The sequence below is a fragment of the Micromonospora sp. B006 genome, assembly GCF_003408515.1.
GTDB lineage: Bacteria > Actinomycetota > Actinomycetes > Mycobacteriales > Micromonosporaceae > Micromonospora > Micromonospora echinospora_A.
Genome location: NZ_CP030865.1, coordinates 183,980 through 200,530, shown reverse-complemented (window position 1 = coordinate 200,530; position 16,551 = coordinate 183,980). Strand labels below are relative to the sequence as shown.

Annotated in this window: 15 protein-coding genes; 10 read left to right on the top strand and 5 right to left on the bottom strand. The window is 73.0% G+C overall.

The features are described from left to right. Positions 1 to 41 precede the first annotated feature (41 nt). A complete protein-coding gene (locus MicB006_RS00985; protein ID WP_116503232.1) occupies positions 42 to 1,334 on the bottom strand; it encodes an acetyl-CoA C-acetyltransferase in 1,293 nt (430 codons plus the stop codon). A gap of 55 nt (positions 1,335 to 1,389) precedes the next feature. Between MicB006_RS00985 and MicB006_RS00980 the strand changes: the two genes are divergently transcribed. The 7 genes from MicB006_RS00980 (at position 1,390) to MicB006_RS00950 (ending at position 8,505) form a co-directional block, all read left to right on the top strand. Then, positions 1,390 to 2,748, top strand: a complete 1,359-nt coding sequence (locus tag MicB006_RS00980; RefSeq protein WP_116503230.1) for a 3-oxoacyl-ACP reductase — start codon at positions 1,390 to 1,392, stop codon at positions 2,746 to 2,748. Beyond that, complete coding sequence (locus MicB006_RS00975; protein ID WP_225980599.1) at positions 2,748 to 3,812, top strand: MaoC/PaaZ C-terminal domain-containing protein; 1,065 nt, start codon at positions 2,748 to 2,750, stop codon at positions 3,810 to 3,812. The genes MicB006_RS00980 and MicB006_RS00975 overlap by 1 nt, the downstream gene beginning before the upstream one ends. A gap of 86 nt (positions 3,813 to 3,898) precedes the next feature. Further along, positions 3,899 to 4,651 carry an NUDIX domain-containing protein gene (locus MicB006_RS00970; protein ID WP_073827080.1) on the top strand — a complete coding sequence of 251 codons (753 nt, stop codon included), beginning with the start codon at positions 3,899 to 3,901 and terminating at the stop codon, positions 4,649 to 4,651. Continuing rightward, a complete protein-coding gene (locus MicB006_RS00965) occupies positions 4,648 to 5,631 on the top strand; it encodes a serine/threonine protein kinase (RefSeq protein WP_116503228.1) in 984 nt (327 codons plus the stop codon). The genes MicB006_RS00970 and MicB006_RS00965 overlap by 4 nt, the downstream gene beginning before the upstream one ends. A 10-nt stretch (positions 5,632 to 5,641) precedes the next feature. Beyond that, the gene (locus tag MicB006_RS00960; protein WP_116503226.1) at positions 5,642 to 6,601 is read left to right on the top strand and encodes a hypothetical protein; all 960 of its coding nucleotides are present in this window, start codon (positions 5,642 to 5,644) and stop codon (positions 6,599 to 6,601) included. Continuing rightward, entirely contained in the window at positions 6,598 to 7,857 is a 1,260-nt protein-coding gene (locus tag MicB006_RS00955) for an adenylosuccinate synthetase (protein WP_116503225.1), read from the top strand. The genes MicB006_RS00960 and MicB006_RS00955 overlap by 4 nt, the downstream gene beginning before the upstream one ends. A gap of 24 nt (positions 7,858 to 7,881) precedes the next feature. Then, positions 7,882 to 8,505, top strand: a complete 624-nt coding sequence (locus MicB006_RS00950) for a DedA family protein (RefSeq protein WP_116503223.1) — start codon at positions 7,882 to 7,884, stop codon at positions 8,503 to 8,505. A gap of 45 nt (positions 8,506 to 8,550) precedes the next feature. Here MicB006_RS00950 and MicB006_RS00945 read toward each other — a convergent pair whose 3' ends face one another. Further along, positions 8,551 to 9,189 carry a TetR/AcrR family transcriptional regulator gene (locus MicB006_RS00945; RefSeq protein ID WP_192900169.1) on the bottom strand — a complete coding sequence of 213 codons (639 nt, stop codon included), beginning with the start codon at positions 9,187 to 9,189 and terminating at the stop codon, positions 8,551 to 8,553. A 78-nt stretch (positions 9,190 to 9,267) separates the two neighbouring features. Between MicB006_RS00945 and MicB006_RS00940 the strand changes: the two genes are divergently transcribed. The 3 genes from MicB006_RS00940 to MicB006_RS00930 all read left to right on the top strand — a co-directional run bounded on the left by MicB006_RS00940 (position 9,268) and on the right by MicB006_RS00930 (position 12,664). After that, positions 9,268 to 9,720, top strand: a complete 453-nt coding sequence (locus tag MicB006_RS00940) for an SCP2 sterol-binding domain-containing protein (protein ID WP_030500577.1) — start codon at positions 9,268 to 9,270, stop codon at positions 9,718 to 9,720. A gap of 1 nt (position 9,721) precedes the next feature. Beyond that, a complete protein-coding gene (locus MicB006_RS00935; RefSeq protein ID WP_073826788.1) occupies positions 9,722 to 10,936 on the top strand; it encodes an acyl-CoA dehydrogenase family protein in 1,215 nt (404 codons plus the stop codon). A 162-nt stretch (positions 10,937 to 11,098) separates the two neighbouring features. Further along, positions 11,099 to 12,664 carry an AMP-binding protein gene (locus MicB006_RS00930; RefSeq protein WP_116503221.1) on the top strand — a complete coding sequence of 522 codons (1,566 nt, stop codon included), beginning with the start codon at positions 11,099 to 11,101 and terminating at the stop codon, positions 12,662 to 12,664. A 44-nt stretch (positions 12,665 to 12,708) separates the two neighbouring features. Here the strand turns inward: MicB006_RS00930 and purD are convergent, their stop codons facing one another. The 3 genes from purD to MicB006_RS00915 form a co-directional block, all read right to left on the bottom strand. After that, complete coding sequence (purD, locus tag MicB006_RS00925) at positions 12,709 to 13,956, bottom strand: phosphoribosylamine--glycine ligase (protein ID WP_116503219.1); 1,248 nt, start codon at positions 13,954 to 13,956, stop codon at positions 12,709 to 12,711. A gap of 91 nt (positions 13,957 to 14,047) precedes the next feature. After that, positions 14,048 to 14,980 (bottom strand): type IV toxin-antitoxin system AbiEi family antitoxin domain-containing protein, encoded by a 933-nt coding sequence (locus tag MicB006_RS00920; RefSeq protein ID WP_116503217.1) that lies wholly within the window; start codon positions 14,978 to 14,980, stop codon positions 14,048 to 14,050. Positions 14,981 to 15,206: 226 nt separating this feature from the next. Next, on the bottom strand, positions 15,207 to 16,496 hold the full coding sequence (locus MicB006_RS00915) for an adenylosuccinate synthase (protein ID WP_073826797.1): 1,290 nt from the start codon (positions 16,494 to 16,496) through the stop codon (positions 15,207 to 15,209). Between the last annotated feature and the right edge of the window lie 55 nt (positions 16,497 to 16,551).

Here is a 16,551-nt window from a genome sequence, read left to right as displayed (position 1 = left end):
AGCAGGGCTGCGACCGGGACCGCAGCCCTGCTCCGAAGCCGTCAGCGCTCCAGGATGGCTGTCACGCCCTGCCCGCCGGCCGCGCAGATGGAGATCAGGCCGCGCCCGCTCCCCTTCTGGTCGAGCAGTTTGGCCAGCGTGGCGACGATCCGGCCGCCGGTGGCGGCGAACGGGTGACCGGCCGCCAGCGAGGAACCGTTGACGTTGAGCTTGTCCCGGTCGATCGAGCCGAGCGGCGCGTCCAGGCCGAGGCGCTCCTTGCAGAACTCCGGCGACTCCCAGGCGGCGAGCGTGGCCAGCACCTGCGACGCGAACGCCTCGTGGATCTCGTAGTAGTCGAAGTCCTGGAGGCTGAGCCCGGCGCGGGCCAGCATCCGGGGCACGGCGTACGCGGGGGCCATCAGCAGGCCCTCGTCGCCGTGCACGAAGTCGACGGCGGCGGCCTCGGACCAGGAGAACCAGGCGAGCACCGGCAGGTTGTGCGCCTTCGCCCACTCCTCGGACGCGAGCAGCACCGTCGACGCGCCGTCGGTGAGCGGCGAGGAGTTGCCGGCGGTCATGGTGGCCCGCTCGGCGTCCGCGCCGGAGGCGCCGAAGACCGGCTTGAGCGAGGCGAGCTTCTCCAGGCTGGTGTCCGGCCGGAGGTTCTGGTCGCGGGTGAGCCCCAGGTAGGGGGTCATCAGGTCGTCGAAGAACCCCTTGTCGTACGCGGCCGCGAGCCGCTGGTGCGAGCGCAGCGCGAGTTCGTCCTGCGCGGCCCGGTCGACGTTCCAGCGCAGCGCGGTGCGGGCCGCGTGCTCACCCATGGACAGTCCGGTACGCGGCTCGGCGTTGCGCGGGATGTCCGGCTTGAACGGCTGGTGCGGGCGCAGCTTCGCCGCGATCTTGAGCCGTTCGCCGAGCGTACGGGCGGAGTTGAGCTGGAGCAGGGTGCGCCGCATGTCCTCGTTGACGGCGAGCGGCGCGTCCGAGGTGGTGTCGACGCCACCGGCGATGCCGACCTCGATCTGCCCGAGCGCGATCTTGTTGGCGACCAGGATGGCGGCCTCCAGCCCGGTGCCGCAGGCCTGCTGGATGTCGTACGCGGGGGTGTGCGGGTCGAGCCGGGAGCCGAGCACCACCTCGCGGGTGAGGTTGAAGTCGCGGGAGTGCTTGAGCACCGCGCCGGCCACCAGCTCGCCGACCCGCTCGCCGGCCAGCCCGAACCGGGCGACCAGCCCGTCGAGCGCCGCGCCCAGCATGTCGGAGTTCGACGCGTGCGCGTAGCGCGAGTTGGACCGGGCGAAGGGGATGCGATTGCCCCCGATGACCGCGACCCGCCGGACACTCTGCACGATCGGCCTCCCTCGAAACTGTTGCCCCAACCCTACTCGCCAGTAGGCTACGCCTATGACCGACAGGTACGCGAGCTTCGTCCAGACGGGGGCCGGTCGCGCGCTGGTCAAGCGCCTCGGGCTGCCCGACCCGCCTCGACTGCGCCGGCACACGCCGGGCGACCCGCTCGTTCCCGGGCCGGTCCTGCTCGGCTCCTCGGCCGGTGGCCGGATCGCCGAGCCGGCCGGGAAGATCCTGACCGCCGCCGGGGTCGAGCTGGCCGAACCGGTCGCCGCCCACGACGCCGACCGCCGCTTCGCGGCCCTGGTGTACGACGCCAGCGGCATCACCGACTCCACCGGGCTGCGCCAGCTGTACGACTTCTTCCACCCGCAGGCCCGCTCGCTGATGCCGAGCGGCCGGGTGATCGTGCTGGGCACACCGCCGGCCGAGTGCGGCTCCCCTCGGGAGGCTACCGCCCAGCGCGCGCTGGAGGGCCTGACCCGCAGCATCGGCAAGGAGTTCGGCAGGGGTGTCACCGCCCAACTGGTCTACGTGACCCGCGAGGGTGATGCCGGCACACCGGTGAGCCTGGAGTCCACGCTCCGGTTCCTGCTCTCCGGCCGGTCCGCGTACGTCTCGGGCCAGGTGATCCGGGTCGGCGCCGGCACCGCCGTCGCGCCGGCCGACTGGGACCGGCCGCTGGACGGACAGGTGGTGCTGGTGACCGGCGCGGCGCGGGGCATCGGCGCGGCGCTGGCGAAGGTGCTGGCGCGCGACGGCGCGCAGGTGGTGGCGCTGGACATCCCGGCGGCCGGGGACGAGCTGGCCGCCGTCGCCAACGACATCGGCGGCAGCGCGGTGCAGCTCGACCTGACCGCGCCGGACGCGCCGACCCGGCTGGCGGAGCATCTGGCGTCGCGGCACGGGCGGGTCGACGTGGTGGTGCACAACGCGGGCATTACCCGGGACAAGACGCTGGGCCGGATGGACGCCGACCGCTGGGACTCGGTGATCGACGTGAACCTGTCCAGTCAGGAGCGCATCAACGACGTGCTGCTGGAGCGCGACCTGATCCCGGCCGGCGGCCGGATCGTGTCGGTCTCCTCGATCGCCGGTATCGCCGGCAACCGGGGGCAGACCAACTACGCCACCAGCAAGGCCGGCGTGATCGGTCTTGTCGACTCGCTCTCCCCGGTGCTGCGTGAGCGCGGGATCAGCCTGAACGCTGTGGCGCCGGGCTTCATCGAAACCCGGCTGACCGCGCGCATCCCGCTGACCATCCGCGAGGCGGGACGGCGGATGAACAGCATGGCCCAGGGCGGCCTGCCGGTGGACGTGGCCGAGACGATCGGCTGGCTCTCCTGGCCGGCGAGCGGCGCGGTCAGCGGCAACGTGGTCCGGGTCTGCGGCCAGAGCCTGCTGGGGGCGTGATGGCGAAGGACCACGAGGACGACGACCTGAGCCTGCACGACCTGATCGAGGGCCCCACCCGGGATCTGACCTCCGCCCGCGCCGCCGCCCTCGCTCGCATCCAGGCCCGCCCGGCCTCCGACGATCATGAAGTTGACGGCACTTCTGGAGATCCACAAGCCGGCCAACCTCATGATCAACGGGGTGAAGGAGCGGGGCCGGAGGGGCGGCGGCGGGTGGAACTGGAGCGGCTGCCTGCCAGTGGGGCGCTTTATCGGCGGGCGCTACTTGGGGTGGTGCCTGGGGTTGGGGGGCGGCGCGGGGCGGACGTGCCGGGGCTTGAACTCGCCGTCGGCGGGGTGGCTGTGGATCAGCGGCACCTGGCGGACTACGACCGGGTGTGCGGGTTCCGGCTGACCGATCGACTACCGGCGACGTACCTGCACGTGCTCGGGTTTCCGCTGTCGCTGCGGCTGATGACGAGCCCGGGCTTCCCGATCCCGCTCACCGGCGTGGTGCACGTGGCCAACCGGATCACCGTGCGCCGGCCGGTCGAGGTCGGCGAGACGGTCGACTTCCACACGTACGCGGAGAACCTGCGCCCGCACGAGCGGGGCCGCCAGCTCGACGTGGTGCTGATCGGGTCGATCGGCGGCGAGGAGGTCTGGCGCGGCGTGTCCACGTACCTCGGGAAGGAGCGCGCGTCCGGCGGCGGCCCGCGGCGCGACCGGGGTGACCGCCCGGCGCCGCCGGCCTTCTCGGCCCAGTGGCGGGTGACGCCCCAGGTGGGTACGGACTACGCGCGCGTCTCCGGCGACCACAACCCGATCCACACCTCGAAGCTGGGCGCGCGGCTGTTCGGCTTCCCGCGCCCGATCGCGCACGGCATGTGGAGCAAGGCCCGCTGCCTGGCCGCGCTGGAGCCCCGCCTGCCCGAGGCGTACACGGTGGACGTGGCGTTCAAGCTGCCGGTGCCGCTGCCGTCCACTGTCGCGTTCAGTGCCTCGCCGGTCGGCGACGGCTGGGACTTCGCGCTGCACAGCGCCCGGGACGGGAGACCGCATCTGACCGGTTCCGTGCGCTGAGCGAAAGAGGGGACTTGCCGTCCCCTCTTTTCGGCGCTAGGTTGTTCTCAGATTGAGTTGTTCTCAACCTGAGAGAGTGAGCGGCCGTGAACGAGCAGGACTTCCTCGCCGGATACGACCCGCGGGACTACCCGGCGGTCGCGGTCACCGTCGACGTGGTCGCGCTGACCATCCGCGAGGGCGCGCTGCACCTGCTGCTGATCCGCCGGGGCGCGCCGCCCTACGAGGGGCACTGGGCGCTGCCCGGCGGCTTCGTCCAGCCGGACGAGGACCTGACCACCGGCGCCCGGCGCGAGCTGGCCGAGGAGACCGGCCTCGGCGGCGAGCGGCTGCGCCGGGTACACCTGGAACAGCTCGGCAGCTACGGCGCGCCGGACCGCGACCCGCGCATGCGGGTGGTCTCGGTCGCGCACCTGGCGTTCGCCCCCGACCTGCCCGACCCGGTCGCCGACACCGACGCCGACGAGGCGATCTGGCTGCCGGTGACCGCGCTGACCAGCCGGCAGCTCGCCTTCGACCACGCCCGGATCATCGACGACGGGCTGGAGCGGGCCCGCTCCAAGCTGGAGTACACGCCGCTGGCCACCCGCTTCCTCGCCCCCGAGTTCACCATCACCGAGCTGCGCGAGGTCTACGAGACGGTCTGGGGCCACCCGCTGCACGCCGGCAACTTCCACCGCAAGGTGCTCTCGGTGCCCGGCTTCGTGGAGAGCACCGGCGCCAGCACCGAACGCGGCGGCGCGCGCGGCGGCCCCCGGGCCAAGCTCTACCGCGCCGGAGACGCCCGGCTGCTGCACCCGGCGCTGCTGCGCCCCGCCCGGGAGGAGACGGTGCGGTGAGGACCGAAGAGGCGATCCGGCTGGTCACCGCCGCGCGTACCGACGCCGACCTGTTCGGCGCGGACGAGCCGGCCCGCCGCTACCGCGAGCTGGTCGGCGCGCTGCACCCCGACCGGCTGGGCGCGGCCGACCCGGGGGTACGCGCCGCCGCCGCCGAAGCGCTGATCACCGTCAACACGCGCTGGCGCACCCCGGCCCCCGCGTACACCGGCGACGTCGCCACCCTGCACGAACGTAAGGAAGGGCCCCCTGTTAACGCCTCCGGTAGAGGAAGGGCCCCTTCTTATCACCTGGCGAAGGTGGCCCGGCATCCCGGCGACAACGACCTGATGGCCCGCGAGGCCCGCGCGTTGCGCCGGATCGCCGAGCGGGGCGACGCCAAGCACCTCGCGTACGTGCCGAGGCTGGTCGACTCCTACCCGGCGCGCGACCCGTCGACCGGAGTGCAACGGCAGGTCAACGAACTGGCCACCGTACCCGGGCTGCACAGCCTGGACGACGTGCGCCGCGCGTACCCCGACGGGCTGGACCCGTGCGACGCCGCCTGGATGTGGCGGCGGCTGCTCGTGGCGCTCGGCCTGGCCCACCGGGCCGGCGTGGTCCACGGCGCGGTGCTGCCCCGGCACGTGCTGATCGAGCCGGACGCGCACGGCCTGGTGCTCGTCGACTGGTGCTTCTCGGCCGAGCCGGGCGGGCTCGTGCCGGCGCTGGTGCCCGGCCACGAGGACTGGTATCCGCCGGAGGTCGCCGCGAAGCGGCAGTGCGGCCCGGGCACCGACATCGCGCTCGCCGCCCGCTGCATGACCTGGCTGATGGGCGACCGCGCGCCGCGCGAGCTGCGCGCCTTCGCCGACGGCTGCCAGGGCGCCGCGCTCGCCACCCGGCCCGACGACGCCTGGCGGCTGCTGCGCGAACTCGACGAGGTGCTGCACCGGCTGTACGGGCCGCGCACCTTCCGACCCTTCACCCTCAACCCCTAGGGAGGCTGCCATGGGCAGTGGAATCTGGTCCACCGACGTGTACGACGCCGCCGACCGCTACCGGCGCCGCACCGGCAAGAGCGCGTTCTCGTACAGCGACAGCGGCGCCCGCAAGGTGCACCCGGCGCTCGACCCGCGCGACGCGCTGCGGGAGAGCCGCGACTCCGCCGAGCACCCGCAGTCGACGCCGATCGCCGTGCTGTTCGACGTCACCGGCTCGATGGGGCACGTGCCCCGGGTGCTGCAGAGCAAGCTGCCGCAACTGCTCGGCCTGCTGCTGCGCCAGGGGTACGCGAAGGACCCGCAGGTCATGTTCGGCGCGATCGGCGACGCCACCTGCGACCGGGTGCCGTTGCAGATCGGGCAGTTCGAATCCGACAACCGGATGGACGACGACCTCGGCCGGATCGTGCTGGAAGGCGGCGGAGGCGGCCAGATGATGGAGTCGTACGAGCTCGCGCTCTACTTCATGGCCCGGCACACCGCCACCGACAGCTGGGACAAGCGCGGCCGGCGCGGCTACCTGTTCATCATCGGCGACGAACTGGCGTACCCGGGGGTCAAGGCCGCGGAGGTGGCCCGGCTGATCGGCGACGACCTGCGCGAGGACATGCCGGTCCGGCAGATGGTGGACGAGGTGACCGCGCGCTGGGACACCTACTACCTGCTCCCGGCCGGCAGCCACTACGCGGGCAACCGCAAGGTGCTGGACTTCTGGCGCGGCCTGCTCGGGCAGAACGCGGTCGAGCTGGACGACCTGGACGCGGTCTGCGAGACGATCGCGCTCACCGTCGGCCTCGGCGAGCAGGCCATCGACCTGGACGCCGGGCTGCGCGACCTGGACCGGGCCGGATCCACCGCCACCCGGACCGTCTCGAAGGCGCTGGCCCGGCTCGGCTCCGAGCGACGCGCGGTGGCGACGCTGCCGTTCAGCCCGGCCGACGGCGGAAGCGGGGTCACCCGGCTGTGAACCACGTGATGGTGGTCGACCTCGGCTACGGCGACGCCGGCAAGGGCACAGTGGTGGACCTGCTCTGCGCCACCCGGCAGGTGCACACGGTCATCCGCTTCAACGGGGGCGCGCAGGCGGCGCACAACGTCGTCCTGCGCGACGGGCGGCACCACACGTTCGCGCAGTTCGGCTCCGGGACGTTCCGTCCGGGCGTACGGACACACCTGGCGCGGCACGTCGTGGTGGACCCGCTGGCGCTCGCCGCCGAGGCCGACCACCTCGCGTCGGTCGGCGTGCCCGACGCGCTCGACCGTCTGACAGTGGACGGGGAGGCGCTGCTCGCCACCCCGTACCACCGGGCCGCCAACCGCGCCCGGGAGATCGCCCGGGGAGCCGACCGGCACGGCTCCTGCGGGCTCGGGGTGGGCGAGGCCGTCGCGTACGGTCTCGCCCACCCCGACGAGGCGCCCCGGGTGGCGGACTGCCGCCGCCCGGCGGTGCTGCGCCGTCGGCTGGCCGCGCTGCGCGATCGGCTCACCGCCGAGCTGGGACCACTGGACGCGCCGCCGGTGGAGGACTGCCTGCCCGCGTACGCGGCCTTCGCGCGCCGGGTGGCGATCGTCGACCGGACCTGGCTCGCCGGCGCCCTACGCGAGGGCACCTGCGTGTTCGAGGGCGCGCAGGGGGTGCTGCTGGACGAGTGGCACGGCTTCCACCCGTACACGACGTGGAGCACCACGACGTTCGCCAACGCCGAGACGCTGCTCGCCGAGGTGGGCCTGGCCGGGACCGCGCAGCGGCTCGGCGTGCTGCGCACGACCACCACCCGGCACGGCCCCGGCCCGCTGGTCACCGAGGACGCGGCGCTGCCGTTCACCGACCGGCACAACGGGACGAACCCCTGGCAGGGCCGGTTCCGGTTCGGGCACTTCGACGCTGTCGCCCACCGGTACGCGCTGGAGGTCGCCGGTGGGGTGGACGGGTTGGCGCTGACCCACCTCGACCTGGCCGGCCCGGAGCTGCGGATCTGCCGCCGGTACGAGGGCCTGGACCGGCTCGTCCCCGGGCCGGCCGGTGACCTGGACCGGCAGGCGACGCTCACGCAGCGGCTGCTGCGGGCGCGGCCGGTGCTCGGCGAGTCACCGGCCGACTGGTCGGCGGCGGTCTCGGAGGCGCTGGGGGCGCCGGTGGTGCTCACGTCGCGCGGGCCCACCGCCGAGGAGAAGGAAGGGCCCCTTGTTAACGCCTTTTGTATGGGAAGGGCCCCTGCTTAACACCGCACCCCCGAGCATGGGTGCATGGGGGACGTGCTCGACCTGCTGCACCACACGGTGACCTCGCCGTGGGTGTATCTGCTGATCATCGCGGTCACCGCGATCGACGCGTTCTTCCCGGCGGTGCCCGGCGAGACTGTGGTGATCACGGCCGGGGTCTTCGCGGCGGGCGGGGAGCCGAACCTGGTGCTGGTGATCGTGACCGCCGCGTTCGGCGCGCTCGTCGGCGATCACATCTCGTACGCGATCGGGCGCGGCGGCGGCGCGCACCGGCTCGCCCGGCTCCCCGCGGACAGCCGGCGGCGGGCCAGCTCCGAGTGGGCCCGCCGGGCCGTCGACAGGCGCGGCGGGATGATCCTGACCACCGCCCGGTACGTCCCCGGCGGTCGGACCGCCGTCACGCTGACCATGGGCGCGGTCCGCTACCCGGCGCGGATGTTCCTGCTCTACGACTCGCTGGCCTGCGCGACCTGGGGAATCTACTGCGCGCTGCTCGGCTACTTCGGCGGCCTGGCGTTCGAGCACAACCCCGTCTCCGGGCTCCTCGCCGGGGTCGCCATCTCGCTCGCGGTCACCGGCCTGTTCGAGGCCGCCCGGTGGGGTCGGCGCAGGGCACACGCCCGGGCGGCCGCTCGGCGCGACTGTTAACAAGGGGCCCTTCCACTACCGGAGGCGTTAAGAAGGGGCCCTTCCTTACACAGCGCCGGGGTGCCAGGTGACGCCGCGCAACAGCTGGTCGGCGCCGAGCCAGGCCACGTTCATCATCCGGGTCGCGGTCTTGCCGGCGTCGGCCTCCGGGTGGTCGGCCAGCCAGTCGGCGAGCGACTCGGAGGCGCCGACGAGCGCGTACGCGACCACCTCCAGGTCGGTGGCGCCGACCTCCCGTCCGGCGGCGCGCAGCGCGTGGTCGAGCATCCCGGCTACCACCTCGACCAGCCGTCCCCGCATGGCGGCGAGTTCGACGGCGAACGGCTGCGAGCCGCGGGCCTGCCGGTAGAGCACGGCCCAGCCGTCCCGGTGCGCGCCGACGAAGCCGAAGAACGCGCGCAGTCCGCGCCAGAGCCGCTCGTCGGCGGGCAGGTCGGGGGCGGCGGCCCCGGCGATGGCCTCCATCATCCGGGTGCTCTCCCGGTGCAGGCAGGCGACGAAGAGCTCTTCCTTGGTGCCGAGGTAGGCGTAGACCATCGGTTTGGAGATGCCGGCGTCGTCGGCGATCTCGTCCATGCTGGCGGCGTGGAAGCCGCGGCGGGAGAACACCTTCACCGCCGCGTCGAGCATCTGCTGCTCGCGTACGGCGCGGGGAAGGCGCTTGAAGGTCGGCGTGCTGGACACCCTTGCGAGCATACCTACCCGTGCGTAAGGTTACGCCAGAGTAACCAAGTCGGACCCGCCCGAGAGGTGCAATCCCTTATGACTGACTTCGACCCCGCCAACTTCGCGAACGTCGGCCCGAAGGAGTTCGCGCAGCTGGTCAAGTCCACCCCGGACGCCAAGATCGCCGAGATCATGTCCGGCGAGTCGCGCGGCAAGATCCTCAGCGAGGTCTTCAACCGGATGCCCGCGCTGTTCCGCGCCGACCGTGCCGGCGCCACCAACGCGGTCATCCACTGGAACATCACCGGCCGCCCGGACGGTGGCACCGACACCTACGAGGTCGTCATCGAGAACGGCACCTGCACCGCCTCGGAGACCCCGACCCGCGACCCGAAGCTGAGCCTCACCATGGGCCCGGTCGAATTCCTGAAGATCATCACCGGCGCCGCCAACCCGGTGATGATGTTCATGACCGGCAAGCTGAAGGCCAAGGGCGACCTGGGCCTGGCCGCCAACATCGCCAACCTGTTCGACATCCCCAAGGCCTGACATGGCCGAGTTCTCGCTAGACCTGAACGAGGAACAGCGGGATCTACGCGACTGGGTGCACGGCTTCGCAGCCGAGGTCGTGCGCCCGGCCGCGGCCGAGTGGGACGCCCGGGAGGAGACCCCGTGGCCGATCATCCAGGAAGCGGCGAAGGTCGGCCTGTACGGCTTCGAGTTCCTCGCCACCTGCTGGGCCGACCCCACCGGCCTCTCCCTGCCGATCGCCAGCGAGGAACTCTTCTGGGGTGACGCCGGCATCGGCCTGAGCATCTTCGGCACCTCGCTCGCGGTCGCCGCGATCTACGGCGCCGGCACCCCCGACCAGCTCGTCGAATGGGTGCCGCAGTGCTTCGGCGACGTCGACTCCCCGGCCGTCGCCGCGTTCTGCACGAGCGAGCCGGAAGCCGGCTCCGACGTCGGGTCGATGCGTACCCGCGCCGTCTACGACGAGGCCACCGACGAGTGGGTGCTCAACGGGCAGAAGGCGTACGCCACGAACGGCGGCATCGCCGGCGTGCACGTGGTCACCGCCTCGATCGACCCCGAGCTGGGCTCGCGCGGGCAGGCCGCGTTCGTCGTACCCCCTGGTACCTCCGGTCTGACCGCCACCCGCAAGCTGCGCAAGCTCGGGCTGCGCGCCTCGCACACCGCGGACGTCTTCCTCGACGACGTCCGGGTGCCGGGCCGCTGCCTGCTCGGCGGCAAGGACGCGCTCGACGAGCGCCTGGCCCGCGCCCGGTCCGGCCAGCGCGCCTCCGGCCAGGCGGCGATGCGGACGTTCGAACTGTCCCGTCCGACAGTCGGCGCGCAGGCGCTCGGCGTGGCCCGCGCCGCCTACGAGTACGCCCTGGACTACGCCAAGGAGCGGGTCCAGTTCGGACGACCGATCATCGCCAACCAGGCGGTCGCGTTCGCGCTCGCCGACATGAAGATGGAGATCGACGCGGCCCGGCTCCTGGTCTGGCGCGCCTCCTGGATGGGCCGCAACAACCGGCCGTTCACCGCCGGCGAGGGCTCGATGTCCAAGCTCAAGGCCGGCGAGGTGGCCGTCTCGGTGACCGACAAGGCGGTCCAGCTCCTCGGCGGCGCGGGTTTCCTGCGCGATCACCCGGTCGAGCGTTGGTACCGCGACGCCAAGATCTACACCATCTTCGAGGGCACCTCCGAGATCCAGCGGCTGGTCATCTCCCGGGCCATCTCCGGGATGCAGATCCGCTGACCGCCGGCGGCACGCCGCCCGGCCCGTGACGACAGGCAGTGCCGTCGCGGGCCGGGCGCCCCCGCCTGGCCGACCCGCGATCGGGCGCAAGATCACGCAAAACCGGACGGCCGACCCGTCCGGAGCCTGGTCGACGAACCACGAACGCGAAGGAGTTGCGCCTTGGACCTGCCGTTCATCGCCGCCACGCTGACCCGCCGTGGACTACTCACCCCGGGCCGCCCGATCCGGATCGTCTCGCAGCTGAACGCGCTGCGCCGGTGGGGCTGGAGCCTCGCCGGGGAGCTGCGCCAGGCCGCCGCCCGCGACCCCGGCCGCGTCGCGGTGATCGACGAGCGCGGCGCCACCATGACGTACCAGGAACTGCTGGAGCGCTCCGAGCGGCTGGCCCGGTCGCTCCGGTCCCACCTCGGCGTACAGGCCGGCGACCGGGTCGGCGTGCTCTGCCGCAACCACCACGGCCTGATCGAGGCGATAGTCGCCGCGATGCTGCTCGGCGCGGACGCCGTCCTGGTCAACACCGGCCTGTCCGCGGCACAGCTGGGCACCGTGGCCGAGGAACAGGGCCTGCGCGTCCTGGTCCACGACGGCGAGTTCAGCGAGCGCGTCCTCGGCCTCCCCGCCGAGGTGCACCGGGTCGACGAGCGGCGGCACGAGGCGCTGATCGCCGCCGCGGTCCCCGGCGAACAGCTCCAGCCGCCCGAGCGGGACGGCCGCACCATAGTGCTGACCTCCGGCACCACCGGCGCTCCCAAGGGCGCCCGCCGCCCCACCCCGCACGGCTTCGGCCCGCTGGTGTCCATCATCGACCGCATCCCGCTGCACGCGCGGAACACCACCATGATCGCCGCGCCGATCTTCCACACCTGGGGGTACGCCGCCCTCCAGGTCTCGTTCGCGCTGCGCGCCACAGTCGTGCTGCACCGCCGCTTCGACCCCGCCGCCACACTGACCGCGCTCGTCGCCCAGCGGTGCGACGCGATGTTCGCCGTACCGGTGATGCTGCAACGACTCATGGAGGTCGAGCCGCCGCAGCCCCGGCCCCCGCTCAAGGTGGTCGCGGTCAGCGGATCCGCCCTGCCCGGCAACCTGGCCACCGCCTTCATGGACCGCTACGGCGACGTGGTGTACAACCTCTACGGCTCGACCGAGGTCTCCTGGGCCTCCATCGCCGGCCCGCGCGAACTGCGCGCCGCGCCCACCACGGCGGGCCGGCCGCCGCACGGCACCCGGCTGGCGATCCTGGACGAGAACGGCCGCCCCGTCCGGGACGGCGAGGTCGGGCGGATCTTCGTGGGCAACGAGATGCTCTTCGAGGGCTACACCTCGGGCGCCGGGCGGGAGCGCCGCGACGGCCTGCTGGACACCGGCGACCTCGGCCGGCTGGACGCACACGGCCTGCTCTTCGTGGACGGCCGGGCGGACGACATGATCGTCTCCGGCGGCGAGAACGTGTTCCCGTCCGAGGTGGAGGACCTGATCGCCCGGCTGCCGCAGGTCCGCGAGGTCGCGGTGATCGGCGTCCCGGACCCCGACTACGGCCAGCGGCTGGCCGCGTTCCTGGCGCTGCGGCCGGGCGAGACGCTCGACCCGGAGGCGGTCCGCGAGTACGTCCGGCGCTACCTGGCCCGCTTCTCCGTGCCCCGGGACGTGGTGCTCGTCAAGTACCTGCCGCGCAACGCCACCGGCAAGGTGCTGAGCCGGGAGTTGCGCCGCTACTTCGACTGACGGGCGGCGCCCCGCGAGCCGGTCCCGCCGCGGGGCGCCGCCCGTCAGCCGGGAAGCGTGATCCGGCCGTCCACCGCCGCCGCCGCGATATCGGTGCGGTGGTGGGAACCGGCCAGCTCGACCTCGCGTACCAACTCGTAGGCGGCGTCGCGCGCGGCGGCCAGGTCCGGGCCGGTCGCCGTACCGCAGAGGACCCGGCCCCCAGCGGACCGCAACGTGCCGTCGGCGTCGCGGCGGGTCCCGGCGTGGATGATCCCGGCGCGGTCCGCGCCGGTGATCACGTCACCGGTACGCGGGCCAGCCGGATAGCCCTCGGCCGCCACCACGACTGTGACCGCCGCGCCCTCGCGCCAGCGCAGCGGTGGGTGCGCGCCCAGCGTGCCGGTGGCCGCGGCGTGCAGCAGCCCGCCCAGCGGCGTCTCCAGCAGGGCGAGCACCACCTGGGTCTCCGGGTCGCCGAAGCGCGCGTTGAACTCGATCACGCGCGGCCCGGACGGGGTGATCGCCAGTCCCACGTAGAGCAGACCGGCGAACGGGGTGCCCCGGCGGCGCAGCTCCGCGAGCGTCGGGTGCACCACGTCGCGCATCACGTCGTCCACCAGGTTCGGCGGGGCCCACGGCAGCGGCGTGTACGCGCCCATCCCGCCCGTGTTCGGGCCGGTGTCGCTGTCGCCGACGCGCTTGAAGTCCTGCGCGGGCAGCAGCGGCACCGCCGCCTCGCCGTCGGTGACCACGAACAGGGAGACCTCGGGGCCGGACAGGTACTCCTCGATCACCACCCGGCCGCACTCCGCGGCGTGCCGCTCGGCGGCGGCCCGGTCGTCGGTCACCACCACGCCCTTGCCGGCGGCCAGCCCGTCGTCCTTCACCACGTACGGCGCGCCGAACTCGTCCAGCGCCCGCGCCACGGCCGCCGCGTCGTCACAGGTGTACGCGCGGGCGGTCGGCACGCCGGCGGCGGTCATCACGTCCTTCGCGAACGTCTTCGAACCCTCCAGCCGGGCCGCCTCCGCGCTCGGGCCGAACACCGCGATGCCCTTGGCGCGTACCGCGTCGGCGACGCCCGCCACCAGCGGCGCCTCCGGCCCGATGACCACCAGGTCCGCCGCGACCTCGACGGCGAGGGCCGCCACGGCGGCCGGGTCGGTGGGTGTCACCTCCCGCAACTGCGCCACGGCCGCGATCCCCGGATTCCCCGGAGCCGCGACGAGCGCCTCGACAGCCGGATCCCCGGCCAGTCCGAGCGCGAGAGCGTGCTCCCGCCCACCACCACCCACAAGAAGTACGCGCACGACCCCGCATCCTACTGACCACCCCACCCCACCCCGTTGATCAAGGAGTTTGCGTCCCAGATTCGGGGGCGGGAGTCCGCAAACTCCTTGATCAACCGTGCTGGCGGCTCTGGCGCAGGGCGCGTCTGACCGTCTGGGGGATGTAGTCGGGGCGCAGGGTCTCGGACCAGGTGAAGCGGAGGATCCGCCAGCCGGCGTTGACCAGGCGGTTCTGCCGGAAGCGGTCGGCGTAGACCGCCTCGGGGGTCAGGTGCGGGGCCCGGCCGTCCGCCTCGGCGATCAGGCGTGCGCCCCGCCAGGCCAGGTCCCCTATGCCGAGCAGGTAACCGTCCTCGTCCCGTACCGCGAGTTGCAGGGTGTCCGGCGGGACGCCGCCGTCGACACACCGGAGCCGGGCGCGCGTCTCCAGGGGCGACTGCGCCCGGCCGTCCGCCTCGGCAAGATACTCCCGCGCGGCGACCGCCCCTCGGCGTCCCGCGAGATGCGCGAGCACCAGGGACAGGTCGTCCTCGGCCAGGATCCCCTGGTTGAGCGCGGAGTTGAGAACGCACACCGCCGGGTAGCGCCGAGCCCGCAGCAACACGTCGGCAACGGTCCGCGCCGGTGTGGTGACCGGTGCGCCGCCGGCCCGGCACACGTGCGCGTCGGCGAGCGTCAACTGGTGCACCGTCAGTCCCGGCTCCGCCCGGCGCTGCACGTGCGGCCGACCGGGTGGCACCGAGACGTGGATCGCCGCCGTCGGTGGAAGGCCGCCGATGCCGTGCAGTTCGGCGGCGGTGTCGAGCACGGCGACCGCGCCCTGCCCAAGACTCGCGATCGCGGCGCGGATGCGGACACGCCGCAGCACCACCTCCGTCGACCCTGCGGACGGGAGGTAGCAGCCGCGCGAGACGCGCGTCCATTGCCCGGCCCGGACGAGGTACCGGATCTGCTCCCGGCCAAGGCCCAGGCGCAACGCCTGCCCAGCGGTGACAAACCCGCCCTGCCCGGCGGCCAGCCGCGTCAACTCGTCGAATCCACCCACACGCGCAGGCTCCCCCGCGCCACCCCACAGCCGACACCCCTGTGGACAAACCTGTGGACAACCGCCCTCCTACAGCCCGTCCCGCCTCCACCCCGTGCCCACCCGCCCCGGTGATCAAGGAGTTTGTGTCCGGATCCGACGCCGGACTGGACACAAACTCCTTGATCACCGGCGTGGGGCCCGGAGGGCCCGAGGACCGGGAGGGCCGGGGCCCGGCGGGGGGGGGTTAGGGGAGGAGGGGGTGGCGGAGGACGTTTTCCTCTCGGCCTGGGCCCACACCTACCACGCTCACGCGGGTGCCGGTCAGCTCCTCGATGCGGGCGATGTAGCGCCTCGCGTTCTCGGGGAGCTCGTCCTCCGTCCGCGCCTTGGTGATGTCCTCCCACCAACCGTCGTGCTCTTCGTAGATCGGCGTGGCGTGGTGGAAGTCGGTCTGCGTCATCGGCATGTCGTCGAACCGCTCGCCGTTGATCTCGTACCCGACGCAGATCGGCACCTTGGCCAAGCCGGTCAGCACGTCCAGCTTGGTGACCACGAGGTCGGTGACCCCGTTGAGGCGGCACGCGTACCGGGCCACCACCGCGTCGAACCAGCCGCAGCGGCGCTCCCGGCCGGTGGTGGTGCCGTACTCGTGGCCGATCTTGCGCAGGTGCTGCCCGTTGTCGTCGAACAGCTCGGTGGGGAACGGGCCGGAGCCCACCCGCGTCGTGTACGCCTTGCTCACCGCGATGACCCTGGTGATCGCGGTCGGCGGGATGCCCGCGCCCACGCACGCCCCGCCGGCCGTCGGGTTCGACGAGGTGACGAACGGGTAGGTGCCGTGGTCCATGTCGAGCATGGTGGCCTGGGCACCCTCCAGCAGCACGGTCTCGCCGCGGTCGAGCGCGTCCCAGAGCATCACCCGGGTCTCGGCGATGTACGGGCGCAGCCGCTCGGCGTACTGGAGGTACTCCTCGACCGTCTCCTCGACGTCGATCGCCTTGCGGTTGTAAATCTTGAACAGCAGCTGGTTCTTCTCGCGGAGCGCCAGCTCCAGCTTCTTGCGCAGGATGCCCGGGTCGAGCAGGTCCTGCAGGCGGATGCCCATCCGGGCGACCTTGTCGCCGTACGCGGGGCCGATGCCCCGGCCGGTGGTGCCGATGCGGGAGCTGCCGAGGTAGCGCTCGACCACCCGGTCCAGCGCCCGGTGATGCGGCATGATCAGGTGCGCGTCACCGGAGATGCGCAGGCGGGACACGTCCACGCCGCGCTCGGCGAGCCCGTCGATCTCCTGCAGCAGCACCTTCGGGTCGACCACCACGCCGTTGCCGATCACGATCATCGCGCTCGGTGACAGCGCGCCGGACGGCATGAGGTGCAGCGCGTACTTCTGGCCGTCCGGCGTGATCACCGTGTGGCCTGCGTTGTTGCCGCCGGAGTAGCGCACGACGTAGTCGACCCGCTCACCGAGCAGGTCGGTAACCTTGCCCTTGCCCTCGTCGCCCCACTGGGCGCCGAGCAGCACGATCGCTGGCATCTTTTCCGCCTCCAGAAGGCTCGGGTGCCAGGTGGCGACCGGTCTGCGAGCCCGG